The sequence below is a fragment of the Streptococcus mitis genome (genome assembly GCF_003942995.1).
GTDB lineage: Bacteria > Bacillota > Bacilli > Lactobacillales > Streptococcaceae > Streptococcus > Streptococcus mitis_CV.
The window spans coordinates 16,579-33,624 of the sequence record NZ_RJOH01000019.1; the positions used below are offsets into that span (position 1 = coordinate 16,579).

21 protein-coding genes and 1 pseudogene are annotated in these 17,046 nt (G+C 40.6%); 20 read left to right on the forward strand and 2 right to left on the reverse strand.

Annotated elements, in window-relative coordinates; translation table 11 throughout:
* Positions 1 to 9: 9 nt before the first annotated feature.
* The 8 genes from D8836_RS09230 to rpsD all read left to right on the forward strand — a co-directional run bounded on the left by D8836_RS09230 (position 10) and on the right by rpsD (position 9,739).
* Positions 10 to 774: a nucleoside phosphorylase gene (locus D8836_RS09230; RefSeq protein ID WP_023948429.1), complete on the forward strand. Its 765-nt coding sequence runs from the start codon at positions 10 to 12 to the stop codon at positions 772 to 774.
* A 33-nt stretch (positions 775 to 807) separates the two neighbouring features.
* Positions 808 to 2,187 carry a TrkH family potassium uptake protein gene (locus D8836_RS09235; protein WP_045610862.1) on the forward strand — a complete coding sequence of 460 codons (1,380 nt, stop codon included), beginning with the start codon at positions 808 to 810 and terminating at the stop codon, positions 2,185 to 2,187.
* Positions 2,188 to 2,200: 13 nt separating this feature from the next.
* A complete protein-coding gene (locus D8836_RS09240; protein WP_125393821.1) occupies positions 2,201 to 2,866 on the forward strand; it encodes a potassium channel family protein in 666 nt (221 codons plus the stop codon).
* Positions 2,867 to 3,218: 352 nt separating this feature from the next.
* A complete protein-coding gene (locus D8836_RS09255; RefSeq protein ID WP_125393809.1) occupies positions 3,219 to 4,235 on the forward strand; it encodes a glycosyltransferase family 2 protein in 1,017 nt (338 codons plus the stop codon).
* 115 nt (positions 4,236 to 4,350) lie between these two features.
* The gene (locus D8836_RS09260; protein WP_125393810.1) at positions 4,351 to 7,062 is read left to right on the forward strand and encodes an SSURE domain-containing protein; all 2,712 of its coding nucleotides are present in this window, start codon (positions 4,351 to 4,353) and stop codon (positions 7,060 to 7,062) included.
* 123 nt (positions 7,063 to 7,185) lie between these two features.
* Positions 7,186 to 7,884, forward strand: coding sequence for a response regulator transcription factor (locus D8836_RS09265; protein WP_004269678.1), 699 nt, complete (start codon positions 7,186 to 7,188; stop codon positions 7,882 to 7,884).
* Positions 7,881 to 8,933 (forward strand): sensor histidine kinase, encoded by a 1,053-nt coding sequence (locus D8836_RS09270; RefSeq protein ID WP_125393811.1) that lies wholly within the window; start codon positions 7,881 to 7,883, stop codon positions 8,931 to 8,933. Before D8836_RS09265 ends, D8836_RS09270 begins: the two co-directional genes overlap by 4 nt.
* A 194-nt stretch (positions 8,934 to 9,127) precedes the next feature.
* On the forward strand, positions 9,128 to 9,739 hold the full coding sequence (gene rpsD, locus D8836_RS09275) for a 30S ribosomal protein S4 (RefSeq protein WP_000092756.1): 612 nt from the start codon (positions 9,128 to 9,130) through the stop codon (positions 9,737 to 9,739).
* A gap of 93 nt (positions 9,740 to 9,832) precedes the next feature.
* Here rpsD and D8836_RS09280 read toward each other — a convergent pair whose 3' ends face one another.
* Together D8836_RS09280 and D8836_RS09285 are read right to left on the reverse strand one after the other, a co-directional pair.
* Positions 9,833 to 10,999, reverse strand: coding sequence for a tyrosine-type recombinase/integrase (locus tag D8836_RS09280; RefSeq protein WP_125393812.1), 1,167 nt, complete (start codon positions 10,997 to 10,999; stop codon positions 9,833 to 9,835).
* A gap of 170 nt (positions 11,000 to 11,169) precedes the next feature.
* On the reverse strand, positions 11,170 to 11,808 hold the full coding sequence (locus tag D8836_RS09285; RefSeq protein WP_084931960.1) for a helix-turn-helix domain-containing protein: 639 nt from the start codon (positions 11,806 to 11,808) through the stop codon (positions 11,170 to 11,172).
* 177 nt (positions 11,809 to 11,985) lie between these two features.
* Here D8836_RS09285 and D8836_RS09290 point away from each other — a divergent pair, with 177 nt between their 5' ends.
* From D8836_RS09290 to D8836_RS09345, 12 genes and pseudogenes are all read left to right on the forward strand, one after another.
* On the forward strand, positions 11,986 to 12,174 hold the full coding sequence (locus D8836_RS09290) for a DNA-binding protein (protein WP_061438568.1): 189 nt from the start codon (positions 11,986 to 11,988) through the stop codon (positions 12,172 to 12,174).
* Positions 12,175 to 12,413: 239 nt separating this feature from the next.
* A pseudogene (locus D8836_RS09295) lies at positions 12,414 to 13,016 on the forward strand (Rha family transcriptional regulator).
* An 11-nt stretch (positions 13,017 to 13,027) separates the two neighbouring features.
* Complete coding sequence (locus tag D8836_RS09300) at positions 13,028 to 13,288, forward strand: hypothetical protein (protein ID WP_125393813.1); 261 nt, start codon at positions 13,028 to 13,030, stop codon at positions 13,286 to 13,288.
* 309 nt (positions 13,289 to 13,597) lie between these two features.
* Positions 13,598 to 13,903, forward strand: coding sequence for a hypothetical protein (locus D8836_RS09310; RefSeq protein WP_260468283.1), 306 nt, complete (start codon positions 13,598 to 13,600; stop codon positions 13,901 to 13,903).
* Complete coding sequence (locus D8836_RS09315) at positions 13,884 to 14,063, forward strand: hypothetical protein (protein ID WP_260468284.1); 180 nt, start codon at positions 13,884 to 13,886, stop codon at positions 14,061 to 14,063. The genes D8836_RS09310 and D8836_RS09315 overlap by 20 nt, the downstream gene beginning before the upstream one ends.
* Position 14,064: 1 nt before the next feature.
* Positions 14,065 to 14,280, forward strand: coding sequence for a hypothetical protein (locus tag D8836_RS09320; protein ID WP_125393815.1), 216 nt, complete (start codon positions 14,065 to 14,067; stop codon positions 14,278 to 14,280).
* Positions 14,277 to 14,534 carry a hypothetical protein gene (locus D8836_RS09325; protein ID WP_125393816.1) on the forward strand — a complete coding sequence of 86 codons (258 nt, stop codon included), beginning with the start codon at positions 14,277 to 14,279 and terminating at the stop codon, positions 14,532 to 14,534. The genes D8836_RS09320 and D8836_RS09325 overlap by 4 nt, the downstream gene beginning before the upstream one ends.
* A 46-nt stretch (positions 14,535 to 14,580) precedes the next feature.
* Positions 14,581 to 14,862: an XRE family transcriptional regulator gene (locus tag D8836_RS09330; protein WP_125393817.1), complete on the forward strand. Its 282-nt coding sequence runs from the start codon at positions 14,581 to 14,583 to the stop codon at positions 14,860 to 14,862.
* The gene (locus D8836_RS09335; RefSeq protein ID WP_125393818.1) at positions 14,849 to 15,715 is read left to right on the forward strand and encodes a conserved phage C-terminal domain-containing protein; all 867 of its coding nucleotides are present in this window, start codon (positions 14,849 to 14,851) and stop codon (positions 15,713 to 15,715) included. Before D8836_RS09330 ends, D8836_RS09335 begins: the two co-directional genes overlap by 14 nt.
* Positions 15,716 to 15,726: 11 nt before the next feature.
* Positions 15,727 to 16,572, forward strand: coding sequence for an ATP-binding protein (locus D8836_RS09340; protein ID WP_125393819.1), 846 nt, complete (start codon positions 15,727 to 15,729; stop codon positions 16,570 to 16,572).
* A 5-nt stretch (positions 16,573 to 16,577) separates the two neighbouring features.
* On the forward strand, positions 16,578 to 16,733 hold the full coding sequence (locus D8836_RS11210; RefSeq protein ID WP_000344069.1) for a hypothetical protein: 156 nt from the start codon (positions 16,578 to 16,580) through the stop codon (positions 16,731 to 16,733).
* Positions 16,734 to 16,947: 214 nt separating this feature from the next.
* Positions 16,948 to 17,046: transposase (locus D8836_RS09345; protein ID WP_185761614.1), on the forward strand; the 99-nt coding region annotated here is incomplete at its 3' end.

The window sequence follows — 17,046 nt, forward strand, 5'->3', positions numbered from 1 at the left end:
AGGTGAGTTATGATTCAAAAACATGCGATTCCTATTTTAGAGTTTGATGACAATCCTCAGGCGGTCATCATGCCTGATCACGAGGGGCTGGACTTGCACTTGCCCAAGAAGTGTGTCTATGCTTTTTTAGGTGAGGAGATTGACCGTTATGCGAGAGAAGTAGGGGCGGACTGTGTCGGCGAATTCGTTTCAGCCACCAAGACCTATCCAGTCTATGTCGTTAACTACAAGGGCGAGGGAATTTGTCTGGCTCAGGCACCTGTCGGTTCCGCTCCAGCAACCCAGTTTATGGATTGGTTGATTGGCTATGGTGTGGAGCAGATTATTTCCGCTGGAACCTGTGGTGTGCTGACTGATATAGAAGAAAATGCCTTTCTAGTCCCTGTTCGGGCTCTGCGAGATGAAGGAGCCAGTTATCACTATGTGGCCCCTTCTCGTTATATGGAAATGCAGCCAGAGGCTATTGCTGCTATTGAGCAAGTTTTGGAGGCCAGAGGGATTCCCTATGAAGAAGTCATGACCTGGACCACAGATGGTTTTTACCGAGAAACAGCTGAAAAGGTGGCTTATCGCAAGGAGGAAGGCTGTGCTGTTGTGGAGATGGAGTGTTCTGCGCTTGCGGCAGTAGCCCAACTGCGAGGGGTTCTCTGGGGTGAATTGTTGTTCACAGCTGATTCCTTAGCAGACTTGGACCAGTACGATAGTCGTGACTGGGGTTCAGAAGCTTTTGAGAAGGCCTTGGAACTCTGCCTTGAGATAACTTCTCAGATATAGCTACTCTCCCTCTTTTTATGGTACAATGGATGTATGTTATTCAAATTATTTGTGAAAAAACTTGAAAGGGTCTTTGGCGGACTTTCACCTGCTCGTCGCATTTTTTTAAGTTTCGCTGGAGTTATTTTTATAGGCTCTCTTCTTTTGAGCTTGCCTTTTGTTCAGGCAAATGGTTCTCAGGCCACTTATTTTGACCATCTCTTTACGACGGTGTCCATGGTCTGTGTGACTGGCCTTTTTACGCAACCAGTGGCTACGACCTATAATGTCTGGGGGCAGTTGATTTGTATGCTCTTGATACAGATTGGTGGTCTGGGGCTCATGACTTTTATCGGGGTCTTTTATATTCAGGGGAAGCAAAAACTCAGTCTTCGCAGTCGTGAAACCATTCAGGAGAGTTTTAGTTACGGGGAGACTCGGTCGCTGAAGGCCTTTATGCGGTCCATCTTTTTGACGACTTTTCTGGTGGAGGGCTTGGGTGCCTTCCTGCTAAGTTTCCGTTTTATTCCTGAGTTTGGCTGGGGACGAGGCATTTTTACCTCTATCTTTTTAGCTATTTCAGCCTTTTGTAATGCTGGTTTTGATAATTTCGGCAGTAGCAGTTTAGTGGCTTTTCAGACGGATCCCTTGATCAATCTGGTCATTGCTGGCTTGATTATCACAGGTGGTCTTGGCTTTATGGTCTGGTTTGACTTGGCAACCCAGTTTGACAAGAAGAAAAAACGCCGTCTGCGTTTCCACACCAAGCTGGTCCTATTCTTGACCGCAGGGATTTTGCTGTTTGGGACAGTATCCACACTCTTTACGGAGTGGCACAATCCAGGAACCATTGGCAATCTCAGTGTGCCAGAGAAAGTGCTGGTCAGCTTTTTCCAAACCGTCAGCATGAGAACGGCCGGTTTTGCTTCTATTGACTATACTCAAGCTCGACCTGTGACCTTGTTTATCTATATCCTACAGATGTTTCTGGGTGGAGCGCCTGGAGGGACGGCTGGGGGGCTCAAGATTACGACTTTCTTTGTCTTGTTGGTCTTTGCGCGTAGTGAATTGCTGGGCTTGCCTCATGCCAATGTTGCGCAGAGAACCATTGAGGCTCGAACAGTCCAAAAATCCTTTAGTGTCTTCATTATCTTTTTGATGACCTTCTTGTTGGGCTTGATGTTGTTGGGAATTACGGCAGAAGGAACACCGCGATTTATCTACCTCATGTTTGAGACCATTTCAGCTCTTGCGACAGTTGGGGTGACGGCAAATCTGACACCAGAATTGGGCAAGCTAGCTCTTAGCATTGTCATGGTGCTCATGTTTATTGGCCGTATCGGTCCCTTGACCTTGCTGGTTAGTCTAGCTGACTACCAGCCTGATAAGAAAGATTTGATTCAGTATATGAAAGCAGATATTAGTATTGGATAAGAAAGGAAGAATGATGTCAGATCGTACGATTGGAATTTTAGGTTTGGGGATTTTCGGGAGTAGTGTCCTGACGGCCCTAGCCAAGCAAAATATGAATATTATTGCCATTGACGACCACGCCGAGCGTATCAATCAATTTGAGCCAGTTTTGGCGCGTGGAGTTGTTGGCGATATCACAGATGAGGACCTCCTCAGAACTGCAGGAATTGATACCTGTGATACGGTTGTAGTGGCAACAGGGGAAAATCTGGAATCGAGTGTGCTTGCAGTTATGCATTGTAAGAGTCTAGGGGTACCAAGGGTTATTGCCAAGGTCAAAAGTCAGACAGCCAAGAAGGTGCTAGAAAAAATCGGTGCTGACTCGGTGATTTCACCTGAGTATGAAATGGGGCAGTCTCTAGCGCAGACCATTCTCTTTCATAACAATGTTGATGTCTTTCAGCTGGATAAAAATGTGTCTATCGTAGAGATGAAAATTCCGAGTGTTTGGGCAGGTCAAAGTCTGAGCCAGCTGGATCTACGTGGCAAATATAACCTCAATGTCCTAGGATTCCGTGAACAAGAAAATTCACCCTTGGATGTCCAATTTGGCCCTAATGACCTCTTGAGGGCAGATGCCTATATCTTGGCAGTCATTAACAACCAGTATCTAGATGACTTAGCAGAATTAAATTCGTAAGGAGGGAATTTCCCTCTTTTTTAATGTTCAAGATAGGAAATTGGGAGAACACCTTGTATTCCAGTAAAAGTCCTTCAGAAGCTGGACTTTATGGTAAAATAGAAAGAAGTGACAAGAGAGAGTAATACTCTTCGAAAATCTCTTCAAACCACGTCAACGTCGCCTTGCCGTAGGTATGGTTACTGACTTCGTCAGTTCTATACACAACCTCAAAACAGTGTTTTGAGCTGACTTCGTCAGTTCTATCTGCAACCTCAAAGCAGTGCTTTGAGCAACCTGCGGCTAGTTTCCTAGTTTGCTCTTTGATTTTCATTGAGTATAAGAAAAAATCAGTCCCCTAAAGGAGTAGATTATGAAGTTATTGTCTATCGCCATCCCTAGCTATAATGCTGCTGCCTATCTTCATTACTGTGTGGAGTCGCTAGTGATTGGTGGTGAACAAGTTGAGATTTTGATTATCAATGATGGGTCTCAGGACCAGACTCAGGAAATCGCTGAGCGTTTGGCCAGCAAGTATCCTAACATCGTTAGAGCCATCTATCAGGAAAATAAGGGCCATGGCGGTGCCGTCAATCGCGGCTTAGCGGAGGCTTCTGGACGCTATTTTAAAGTAGTTGATAGTGATGACTGGGTAGATCCTCGTGCCTATTTAAAAATTCTTGAAACCTTGCAGGAACTAGGGAGTGAGGGGCAGGAAGTTGATGCCTTTGTGACCAATTTTGTCTATGAAAAGGAAGGTCAGTCTCGTAAGAAGAGTATGAGTTACGAGTCAGTCTTGCCTGTCCAGCAGATTTTTGGCTGGGATCAGGTCGGAAATTTCTCCAAAGGCCAGTATATCATGATGCACTCGCTGATTTACCGGACAGATTTGTTGCGAACGAGCCAGTTCCAATTGCCTGAGCATACCTTTTATGTCGATAATCTCTTTGTCTTTACCCCCCTTCAGCAGGTCAAGACCATGTACTATCTGCCTGTCGATTTCTATCGTTATTTGATTGGGCGTGAGGACCAGTCAGTCAATGAGCAAGTGATGATTAAGCGCATTGACCAGCAACTCAAGGTCAATCGACTCTTGGTAGACCAGCTTGATTTATCTAAAGTAAGCCACCCCAAAATGCGAGAGTATCTGCTGAATCATATTGAAATCACGACGGTGATTTCCAGTGCCTTGCTCAACCGAGCAGGCACAGCAGAGCATCTGGCAAAAAAACGGGAGCTATGGACCTATATTCAGCAGGAAAATCCAGAGGTCTTTCAGGCTATTCGCAAGACCATGTTGAGCCGTTTGACCAAACATTCGGTCTTGCCAGCTCGCAAACTTTCCAATGTTGTCTATCAAATCACCAAATCTGTTTATGGATTTAATTAATATAAGTATTTTATAAGAGGGATTTAAGAAAAATTTTAACTTTTTCTTAATCCTTTTTAATTTTAGGAGATTATACTAGAGTCATCAAATAAAGAAAAACTCTAAGGAGAATCCTATGAAATTCAATCCAAATCAAAGATATACACGTTGGTCTATTCGCCGTCTTAGTGTCGGTGTTGCCTCAGTTGTTGTGGCTAGTGGCTTTTTTGTCCTAGTTGGTCAGCCAAGTTCTGTACGTGCCGATGTGGTCAATCCAACCCCTGCTCAAGTTGTGCCAGACGCGGCTTCGGTGAGTGAAAAGAGTGACTTACCAGCAGAACTTCTCAAAGAAGCAGTCGATACAGCTCTTCCTTCAGAACAGGTAGACTCAACACCTAAAGCAAGCTTGGATGCTACAAGCTCGTCAGAAAAAGTGAATGTAGCTGATAAAGACCAAGTGGTAGCGCCAAAAGAAGAAGTGCAAGCAAAACCAGAATCTAAGAAAGAAACAGAAGATGCGCTTAAACCTGCGACAAATCCTGCGCCTACAGTTTCTGGACAAGACCGTGAAGCAAATGAAGCGCAACCAGCAACCACTCCAGCCGAAGTCCAAAAAGGTGTGGCCGACAACACCAAAGACACAGTAGATGTTCCAGCTACTTACTTGGACAAAGCGAACTTCCCAGGCCCATTCACAGCTGGTGTCAACCAAGTCATCCCATACGAATTCTTCGCTGGCGACGGTATGTTAACCCGCCTTATCTTGAAAGCCTCAGACAAGGCCCCATGGTCAGACAACGGCTCAGCCAAAAATCCGGCCTTTCCACCAGTAGAAAACTTAGGCAAAGGCCTTTACTTCTATGAAGTGGATTTGGCAGGCACCCAAGGTAAATCTGATAAAGAGTTGCTTGACCTCTTGAAACAAAACGGCACTCAAAGTTATAAAGCAACTATCAAAGTGTACGGTGCCAAAGATGGCAAGGCTGATTTGACAAATCTCGTAGCGACTAAGGATTTGGATGTCAATTTGAATGGCTTAACCACTCCAGCTGAAGTTCAAAAAGGTGTGGCTGACAATACTAAAGACACAGTGGATGTTCCAGCCTCTTACTTGGACAAAGCCAATTTCCCAGACCCATTCACAGCCGGTGTTAACCAAGTCATTCCATACGAATTCTTCGCCGGTGACGGTATGTTGACTCGCCTTATCTTGAAGGCTTCAGACAAGGCTCCATGGTCAGACAACGGCTCAGCTAAAAATCCAGCTCTTCCACCAGTAGAAAACTTGGGTAAAGGCCTCTACTTCTACGAAGTGGACTTGACCGGCACCCAAGGTAAATCAGATAAAGAGCTTCTAGACCTCTTGAAACAAAACGGCACTCAAAGTTATAAAGCTACCATCAAAGTGTACGGTGCGAAAGACGGCAAGGCTGATTTGAGTAATCTCGTAGCAACAAAAGATTTGGATGTCAATTTGAATGGCTTGACTACCCCAGCTGAAGTGCAAAAGGGCGTGGCCGACAATACTAAAGACACAGTAGACGTTCCAGCTACTTACCTAGACAAAGCTAACTTCCCTGGACCGTTCACAGCTGGTGTCAACCAAGTTATTCCATACGAATTCTTCGCTGGTGATGGCATGTTGACACGTCTTATCTTGAAGGCCTCAGACAAGGCTCCATGGTCAGACAACGGTTCAGCTAAAAATCCAGCTCTCCCACCAGTAGAAAAATTGGGCAAAGGACTTTACTTCTATGAAGTGGATTTGGCCGGTACCCAAGGTAAATCTGATAAAGAGCTTCTAGACCTCTTGAAACAAAATGGTACACAAAGTTATAAAGCCACTATCAAAGTGTACGGTGCGAAGGACGGCAAGGCCGATTTGACTAATCTCGTAGCGACAAAAGATTTGGATGTCAACTTGAACGGCTTAACTACTCCAGCTGAAGTGCAAAAAGGTGTGGCCGACAATACTAAAGACACAGTAGATGTGCCAGCTACTTACTTGGATAAAGCGAACTTCCCTGGTCCATTCACAGCTGGTGTCAACCAAGTCATTCCATACGAATTCTTCGCTGGTGACGGTATGTTAACTCGCCTTATCTTGAAAGCCTCAGACAAGGCTCCGTGGTCAGACAATGGTTCAGCTAAAAATCCAGCCCTTCCACCAGTAGAAAAATTAGGCAAAGGCCTTTACTTCTACGAAGTAGACTTGGCAGGTACCCAAGGTAAATCTGATAAAGAGCTTCTAGACCTCTTGAAACAAAACGGTACTCAAAGCTATAAAGCAACTATCAAAGTGTACGGTGCCAAAGATGGCAAGGCAGACTTGAGCAATCTCGTAGCGACAAAAGATTTGACAGTGAACTTGCATGGACATCAGTCTCTGATTCCGATGCAGTCAGGTTTCGTCCCATCTTCTAATGGTTCAGCTATGCCGGCTCCAATGATGAATAGTCATCAAGATGCATCTAAGATGAACGCTCAAATGCCTAGTGCCAATCAAGATGAGATGAAATCTAAAATGCCAGCTGCTAGTCAGGATAAGATGATGCCTAACAAAGAGCAGGACAAAACCATGAATGCTAGCCAGCCTATGGCAACACCAAGCATGAAACAAGATCAAGCTCCAGCAGCCTCAAGCAAAATGTCTGATGAAGGCAAGATGGTATCTAATAACAAGGTATCAAGTCCAATGATGGCTGATCAAATGAAAGACCAAAAAGACATGCTTCCATATACTGGTGAAGCCCAAACATCAATGGCTACTATTGGATTCTTTGGATTAGCCTTGGCCGGCCTGCTAGGTGGACTCGGTTTGAAAGCTAAAAAAGAGGAAAATGATTAGTCTAGCTACAGACTTTCTATCTAGGATATGAAAAATCTAGATATCGTTTAGAATGTTCGTAAAGAGATTAAAATAGTGTTATACTATTGTGGTATAGCACTGTTTTTTTCAAAGGAGAGACAGATGGGAAAGACAATTTTACTCGTTGACGATGAGGTAGAAATCACAGATATTCATCAACGCTATCTGGTTCAGGCAGGATATCAGGTTTTGGTGGCTCATGATGGAGTAGAGGCCTTGGAAATCTTCAAGCGAAAACCGATTGATTTGATTATTACAGATATCATGATGCCTCGGATGGATGGTTATGATTTGATTAGCGAAGTTCAGTATCAATCTCCAGATCAGCCTTTTCTCTTTATCACGGCTAAGACCAGTGAGCAGGATAAGATTTATGGCCTGAGCTTAGGGGCAGATGATTTTATTGCCAAGCCCTTTAGTCCACGTGAGCTGGTTTTGCGTGTCCACAATATCTTACGTCGCCTTCACCGTGGAGGTGAGACAGAGGTCGTCAGTCTCGGGGACTTACGGATGAATCACGGTAGCCATGAGGTCCAAGTTGGAGATGTGGCGCTTGATTTGACAGTCAAATCCTTCGAACTTCTATGGCTTTTAGTTAGTAATCCAGAACGGGTTTTCTCTAAGACAGACCTCTATGAAAAGGTCTGGCAAGAAGACTATGTGGATGATACCAATACCTTGAATGTTCATATTCATGCTCTTCGACAGGAGTTGGCTAAACATGCCAGTGCAGAAACACCGACCATCAAAACCGTCTGGGGCTTGGGCTACAAAATTGAGAAAGCACGAGGTAGTCAATGAAATTAAAAAGTTATATTTTAGTGGGGTATATCATTTCAACACTCCTAACGATTATCGTGGTTTTTTGGGCCATCCAGCGAATGTTAATTGAAGAAAGAGAAATTTATTTCCTAGTGGGTATGACTCTTGTGGCTAGTTTTATCGGTGCTGGGATTAGTCTCTTTCTCCTATCGCCTGTCTTTACTTCATTGGGCAAACTCAAGGAACATGCCAAGCGGGTAGCGGACAAGGACTTTCCATCAAATCTGGAGGTTCAAGGCCCTGTAGAATTTCAACAATTAGGCCAAGCTTTCAATGAAATGTCCCATGATTTGCAGGTCACCTTTGATTCCTTGGAAGAAAGCGAACGAGAAAAGGGCTTGATGATTGCTCAACTTTCGCATGATATCAAGACCCCCATCACTTCGATCCAAGCGACGGTAGAAGGGATTTTGGATGGGGTTATCAAGGAAGGAGAACAGGACCATTATCTAGCAACCATTGGGCGCCAGACGGAAAGACTCAATAAACTGGTTGAAGAGTTGAATTTTTTGACCCTAAACACAGCTAGAAATCAGGTCGAAACGACCAGCAAAGACAGTATTTTTCTGGACCAGCTCTTGATTGAGTGCATGAGTGAATTTCAGTTCTTGATTGAGCAGGAGGAACGAGATGTCCATTTGCAGGTAATCCCAGAGTCTGCCCGGATTGAGGGAGATTATGCCAAACTCTCTCGCATCTTGGTGAATCTGGTCAATAACGCTTTTAAATACTCAGCTCCAGGAACCAAGCTGGAAGTGGTGGCTAAGCTGGAGAAGAACCAGCTTTCAATCAGTGTGACCGATGAGGGACAGGGGATTGCCACAGAGGATTTGGAGAATATTTTCAAACGCCTTTATCGTGTAGAAACTTCGCGTAATATGAAAACAGGTGGTCATGGCTTAGGACTTGCGATTGCGCGTGAATTGGCCCATCAATTGGGTGGGGAAATTACAGTCAGCAGCCAGTACGGTCTAGGAAGCACCTTTACCCTCCTTCTCAACCTCTCTGGCAGTGAAAATAAAGCTTAAAACCCCTTTACAAATCTAGCCATTCATGGTAAAATGGATTTTGTGCGAAATATCAGCAGGAAAGCATGAAGCTCGTCAACAGGTGTCTTATGATAAGTAACCTTGGCTGTTTAGGCGAAGGGCATCTGCACGAATCAGGGCTTTCTAAGTGACTATTTCCACCGAAATATTATTTATATCAGGAGGACATTCACATGTCACGTTATACAGGACCATCTTGGAAACAAGCTCGTCGCCTTGGCCTTTCACTTACAGGTACAGGTAAAGAATTGGCACGTCGTAACTACGTACCAGGACAACACGGACCAAACAACCGTTCTAAATTGTCAGAATACGGTTTGCAATTGGCTGAAAAACAAAAACTTCGTTTCACTTACGGTGTAGGTGAAAAACAATTCCGTAACTTGTTCGTACAAGCTACAAAAATCAAAGGCGGAATCCTAGGTTTCAACTTCATGCTTCTTTTGGAACGTCGTTTGGATAACGTTGTTTACCGTCTTGGTCTTGCGACTACTCGTCGTCAAGCTCGTCAATTCGTAAACCACGGTCACATCCTTGTTGATGGAAAACGCGTTGATATCCCATCATACCGCGTAACTCCAGGTCAAGTGATCTCAGTTCGTGAAAAATCATTGAAAGTTCCAGCTATCCTTGAAGCAGTAGAAGCTACTCTTGGACGTCCAGCATTCGTATCATTCGACGCTGAAAAATTGGAAGGTTCATTGACTCGCCTACCAGAACGCGACGAAATCAACCCAGAAATCAACGAAGCACTTGTCGTTGAATTCTACAACAAAATGCTTTAATTTTAAGAAATATCTTACAGAAAGCCTACAACAGTGGGCTTTTTGCTTTGTCTTAAAATGTTGATTTCTGGGTTTGTTCAGTTATTTGTTCAGTTATAAACTTTTTAGCGCAGTTTCATAGAACGAAACTGCTTTTTTTGCATTCTCTTTTGAGAGGTGACTGTATATATCCATAGTCATAGATAATTGGGAATGTCCTAAACGGTGCTGAAGTTCCTTGTAAGGTATTCCAGAGTTAAGCAAGAGACTAGCGTGAGTATGGCGGAAACCATGAAAACCAATGTTAGGTACGTCAGCACGTTTAAAGTGAGTTCTTAACCTGGTTTGTAGAGTTCTATTATTGGGGTACTCATTTATGAAGTCAGAAAAGACTACAGTTTCAGAGCGCCCAAGTTGCCAAGCTTCTTGTATTTGTCTATGCTTGTACTGCTTCAGCATACTAACAGTCGCTTGATCTATATCGATATCACGATAGCTAGATTTTGATTTAGGACTATTGAGTTCTTGATTGTAGTTTAGTGTTTTTGTGATATGCACAATGGCATTATCTAAGTCAATATCAGACCATGATAAAGCTAAAGCTTCATTGATACGACAACCAGTAGCAAGTAGAAACTTATAAAGTGTTATCTCATAATAATAGCGATACCTACTTACATCCAGAGTATCTAAGTATTTAAGAAAGCTTTTTAATTCATCATTATCAAAGTGCTTTACTTTTTCTCGCTTTTCTTTTTGTATGTTGCGAGGTAATATTACCTCACGAGCAGGATTAAACGGTATAGCTTGCATGACTACACCATACTGTAAAATACGCTTATTTAAAGCGTGTAAGCTATCGTAGTATAGAAAAGCGCCTTCTTCCCCTTTATTGGTTTTGTCAGCAAGTTTATTGACTACATTTTGAATAAGTGGAGTAGTTAGTTTATCCAACTTATAAGAGCCAAATAAGGGCAAGATATGATTATCTAGCAGTCTTCTAACGTTTAATTGTGTGTTAGGTTTTACTGTATGCTTGTAACTTTCCCACCATAAGGAAGCTAGTTCCTTGTAGGTAGTAATATTAGAAGCCTGGAATCTAGTAGATCCATTTTGTAAAAAAGCAATTTCAGCTTCTTTTGTCTTTTGCTTAACTTCTTTTTTTGTTCTCCCTGTTATGTTTGTCTTTACATCTTTTCCAGTTACTTTATCAACACCAAGATAGACATTAGCACGATATACTATTGAACCGTCTTTTTTGGTGATTTGTTTTATTTGCATAGTATTCCTTTCCATCAGCAGGCAAGCAATTAGAAAAGGTTTTGAGTTTATACCATGCTAGGAGCTACGAGAAGCCCTCTATTTTCGATTTTAAGCAGTCAGACGGCAAATTGTACCAGATAAGAAAATAAAGCGATTATGGAGCTTATATAGTGATTATCGATTTTATATTAGTCATCATAATCTTTATGAAGAACAGGATTATCAGCTAATGAGGAAATTATTGTACTAATAGCTTCCCTTTCTTTATTGTCTAGTGTTAAAAAATCAATAATAGTAATTTTAGTCTTATCAGGAAAGGTCATTAGACCCGCAAGAAATCTTCCGATATTTGAATCAGCATAGTCTTGCATTCCTTTTAACATAAGATCTTTTTTTTCTTGATTCCAATTTTTAAATTCTTCTTTAGCAAATCTTCTATGTCCATAATAGTCTGTGATTTCTCTAAGGTTTTCTATTACGGTATCCCTTACTTTTTCACCACGAGTTAGCGCCAACAAACCATATCCTGCGAAATCTACTGGGGATTCCATGTTATCACTATATTTCTCTAGAGTAGAGGTTAGGTAGGTTGTTCTTCTTTCGTCTTCCCCTAAAAGATATCCAACATTTACCCCGAAATATTCTGCAAGTAGTAGAGCAGGTTTTGATTTGATTTCATTATTTGGATTTTCCCAATTTTGATAAGTTCGTAAAGTAATATCCAAACCTAGTTCTTTTTTTATAATATCTTCGTAAAATTCTTTTTGGGAGAATCCTTTTTCTATTCTAAGTTTTTTTAGATTATTTTTAGGTGTTTGTTTTTCCATTAGTTATCCTCTTATACGTTTATCTAAAGTATAACATAGTAGAGAGAAAAAATAAAATCATAGACGAAAAAAATTTCATTTATCGCTTGACAACGAAAATAAATTCGTTTATAATTCAAGGTGTGATGAAAAAACTTTCGTCTAAATCAAGATTTTTTAGAAAGGAGTGAGTTGATAATGTTATTAACAATAGAACATGCAAAAAAAGTTCGTCGAAAACGAGGGGAGCTTCAGCTTGGAAAAGTTCAGTTGGCCAAGAAACTAAAAATTACACCTCCTACTCTAGCAAAAATTGAAGCTGGCAACTACGATGCACCTAAGCGCATTTACGAAAGTGTGATAGAGTGGCTTTTAGAAGATTATTAGAAAGGAGCGAACCAATCGCAATACTACTCTACATTTACAGATTTCTCATGTGGTGCTTTACCACTGGGGATTGATAAACGGATCTAGCTAAATATTTGCTAGTGTAATTTGCTTGCTACCTATAGCAGTATCAAGGGTTTGTGGGGGTTCATATTCTCCGATTTTACCCTACTTTAATGCTTTACCTTGGTACTGTTTTAGGTGGCAAGCATGAGCAACAAGAAGAAAGGAGCGAACCAATGGAATTGGTTTATATGGACGGCAAGAAAGAGCCGTATACACTGAGCAGTATCGTTGCAGAATGCGCTGAAATTAAGCACAGACATTTGAAGATTTTGCTGAATAAGCACCGAGAGGACTTTGAAAGCTTCGGAAAGGTGCAATTTAAAATTTCACCTTCAGAGAGTGGGCAAAATGTACGGGATTATATTTTGAACGAGCAACAAGCAACATTGCTGATTACTTACTTACGAAATACAGAACCCGTAAAAGAGTTTAAGAAGAACCTTGTCAAAGCCTTCTTTGAAATGCGTGATGAACTTTCTAAGCGTTATCTTCAAAGAGAACTGGAAAAACCAAAGCGTAAAACCTTAACTGAAGCTATCCAAGCATGGGAGAAAGCACCTCAGCATGCCTATAGCACTCTTACAAACCTACTGCTAAAGGGAGCGACTGGGAAAAACAAAGCCCAACTCATGCAAGAGTGAGAAAGTGAAAACGGTATTGACAGTTTAACAAGCGCGGAACTGACAAACTATCAGCGTTTGGAAGATATGGCAATAGCGATGATCAACTTGAATATGAGATATTCAGAAATTAAAGAACTAATTTTTAAAGCATAGGAGTATAGAAAATGGAAAATGATTTTAAGACAGTTACAAATGCCAAGGGGTTAGAAATTCCTAAGTATTCCAAGGATTTTAAAAAGCTGGTTGAGAAAGACAGACAACTAGCCGAATATCTTTGTATGAACTACGAGGATTTGGACAGTGAAGACCTGGGCTCATTTCTTGAGACAGTAGAGCAGGGATTCAGTTGGATTCTAGATCTTATTGAAAGTAAAGACTTGCTTTATAAACCAAAGTCAGGTAGTAATCATGCAAAAAGAAAATAAAAAAATCACTTGCTCAAATTTTAGACGAGGCGAGCAAGCGACAGGATAAAAGGTATACGTTTTTTAACGTACCTTGATTATAGCATGAAAATGCTACTGAAGCAATAACCAATAGCAGGCAAGCAATTAGAAAAGGTTTTGAAATCAAGCGCTGACAGGGTGATTCTAAGGCCTTGTTTAGCTGAAAGATGGGTAATTACTCACGAAACACCACTACAAGCGTTCGCCAACTTGGGGCAATCGCCCAGCGTTTGGAGTGGTGAAGTATACCATATAGAAAACAGGCAAGAAAAGGCACAGGAAAACAATATGACATTAAACATAAAGGAAATTCAAGAGCAAGGGAGCAGACTTGGAGATGTGCTTCCAAGAATTGAATTAGTAAGACAGTTGAGCAATTCGCTGATAATGGCGAAAAATAACGGAGTAGATACTGATATCTTATCTGGACAGATGGCAGAGGGGTTAGGCGTTATTCGTGACCAGATGGAACAACTCTATAGAGAGTTGGACGGGATTGCAGTTTATCTCCTTAATTGTGAGAATTTTGAAGAATTGGGGTACAAGTCAGATGAAAATTCCAGATGTAATGAAAATGACTCAAGTAGAAATTGATGATTTTATGGCCGATTTAAAGGTTAACAATCCAAATTTATTCCAGTTTATTATTGATTTTTTAGATAAAAAAATATCTATCAAGGAAGTTGAAGCTTTCCAAAAGATGGAACATCAAGCCCAACAGTTATATATCAAGAATTACAAAGCGAGGGCATAGCATGAATGAACTAGATTTAAGCAATACACAGGCGCTTATTTTTACCGTGATTTTGATTGGCTTTCTAATTTACCTAAACCATCGAGACCGCAAAAAGAGCGCCCAACTGGAGCGAGAAAACAGGAAACTGGGAGAAAGTCCTAGAGAGAGTTTAAGCCCAGATTATGGGCGGTATATCCAGCTTGCAGGTATCAATAAACAAGGAGCGATTAAATGACTTGTGAAGTAAATTTATATACTGATTTTAAAGAGAAGCTAGATAAGTCCAGCTTAACTAAAGAGACTTTTATAAATTTGTATATAGGTAATATAAAAAATCTATCAACAATTTTAGGAATATTAGATAATCAACTTTCGGATAAAGAGATAAGATACAAGGTTCTTAAAACTATTGAGATGATTATAAAGGATCAGGAAGATATTTTACATAGGGCAATAAAAGGGCAAATGATATTTCATAAACCAGCCTAGAAAACGAGGAATAGAATGAATTTTACACTGAAAGGGGTGGAAGGATATGTTTAGTTTGAGTAAAGAAAGCGAACATGATTTGACTAATAGAATAAGCACAGTAGTAGAAAACTATCTAGCAGTCCGAGAAAGACCTAAACCACGACTAACTGGTTTAATGTCAGCACAGGAAGCCATGGACGAGTTAGATATAAAATACAAAACCTTGCAAAAGTGGGAAGGTGCAGGACTAAGACGTTACCAACCACCACTAGAAGATACTAGAAAAGTCTATTACAAAGTTACGGATATTTTGAAGTTTCTGGGGGTAGATGATGGCAAAGACTAAAATATATTTTTGGTTAAAAGTTGATAAGAAGTTTTTTGATAATCTTTTTATTAAACGACTGAAAAATATGCCTGGTGGCTACACTATGACAGTGATTTATATCCGTCTTATGTTGGAAAGTTTAGAAGATGATTGTATTTTGTACTATGAAGGCTATTTTGATAGTTTGGTACAGGAATTAGCTTTAAAACTAGATGTTTCTGAAGATGATATCAATATGACGGTTGCATATTTTACAAAATGCGGACTGATTCAGATAGACGATGATGGACACGCTACATTATCGCAAGCAAAAGCTATGGTAGAAAGTGAAACAAACTGGGCAAAATATAAACGTGAACAGCGTAAACAAGCCCAAAATATGGTAAGGTTGGAGAGTGTCCAAGATAGTGGGACAGTTTCCAACTCATGTCCAACAGAGATAGAGATAGAGAAAGAGAATAGAGTTAATAGTAAGAGTAATAATTTATATTTAGATAATATATTGTCGGGAAATACCGACTTCACTTTTCCTACTTGGCTTGAAGAAACAGCTATAAAAGATTTAGAGAAAACAAAACATAAAGAACTTTGGATTCCTATTGCTTATCTGAATCAAGTAGCTAATAAGCGGTATAAGTTTGTTGATAAGACAAAAAGGCTTTTACTAGCACGATTCAAAGAAGGCTATACACTTGAAGATTTTAAGCAGGTGATAGATATTAAAACGGCAGAATGGAAGGATAGTCCTGAATTTTCTAAATACCTTAGACCAGAAACAATTTTCGGATCTAAGTTTGACGGTTATTTGAATCAAAAGCCTAAAACCATAAAAGGGAAGTCTGAGGATAACTTCCCAGACCTACCATTTTAGGAGTTGCAAAGATGAAGGAACAATTTAAAGAGTTCAATAACAAAAAAATATCGGATAAAGTTTGTGATGTTCACCAGGTAAATTACTGGGAAATTTCTATACCTGTAGTAGGGAGTTCAGAAAGAAAAATACAACCATTTTGTCCAGAGTGTGTGAAGGGGGAGATTAAACAAAAAGAGAAAGACCTATTACAGCAGTTTGATGATAGACAAACGTATTTTAAAACTTATGATGTATTAATGCGTGATAGTACAATTCCTAAAGAGTTAAAGGGAGCGACATTTGATAATTTCTTTGTTAAGACGACAGAGGAGCGTCAGATGTTAGAGTTTGTAAAGGGGCAAGCCCAGAAGTACCTTGCAGGTATGACAGGAAATACTTTAATCAGCGGTAGCACAGGAATAGGAAAAAGTCATTTATCGCTTGCCCTGGCCAAAGAAATCAATGAGAGTTTCAGAGAGAAGAACGATCCTAAGAGTGTCTTATTTGTCAGCTTAACCGAGATTATCAAGCAGATAAAAGAAGGTTGGGCTTATGGAAGAAATGCAAACTTAACAGAGTATGAGGCGGTTAAAAAGCTAGTTGATGTTGATTTTCTGATCATCGATGACCTTGGGGCAAAAAATGGAACAATCACTCCTAAGAGCGACTGGGAACAGGATTTCTTGTTTGATATTATCAATAATCGAGAAACTACGATTTTCAACACGAATCTAGATAGCAGTGAACTGCGAACGGTTTACAATGCTAGAAACTCAAGTAGAATTTTGAAAGGTTTAGAGGGGAACACTTTTAAGGCTTTCACAATCAAAGATAAGCGATATACGATTAACACAGTGAGAGGAAAGAAAGGTTAATAGATATGGATGAAATGAAATTTTCAACAGAAAAAGGCTTTATTGTCTACGAAAAATGTGGTATAATAGAGATAGAAAAAGTTCCAAGATTTGGAGAGATAACTTTAGTCTACTCAGATGGGAAATTTACTCATCTAGTCAAAAAAGAAACTAAAAAATAAGTCTATTGAGAACAACTCAGGGACATACCGTAAGCATATAATGCTAGTGGTATGTCCCTTTTTGTTATGTGACTATTAGTCCGTCTCGCTCCGTTAGGTGAGAGACAAAAAAACCACCCGCTATGCGGGTGCGCGTCGAAGGTTATACCAAAAAAACTCCGAACGCGATACAATAAAGGTGTTCAAGCCAATTGTAAAGCGAAAGGAGAAAAATATGGCACAAAAGGCTCATAGTTTATCGCACACAAAGTGGCACTGTAAGTATCACATTGTGTTCACCCCTAAGTATAGACGAAAAGTTATATATAATCAA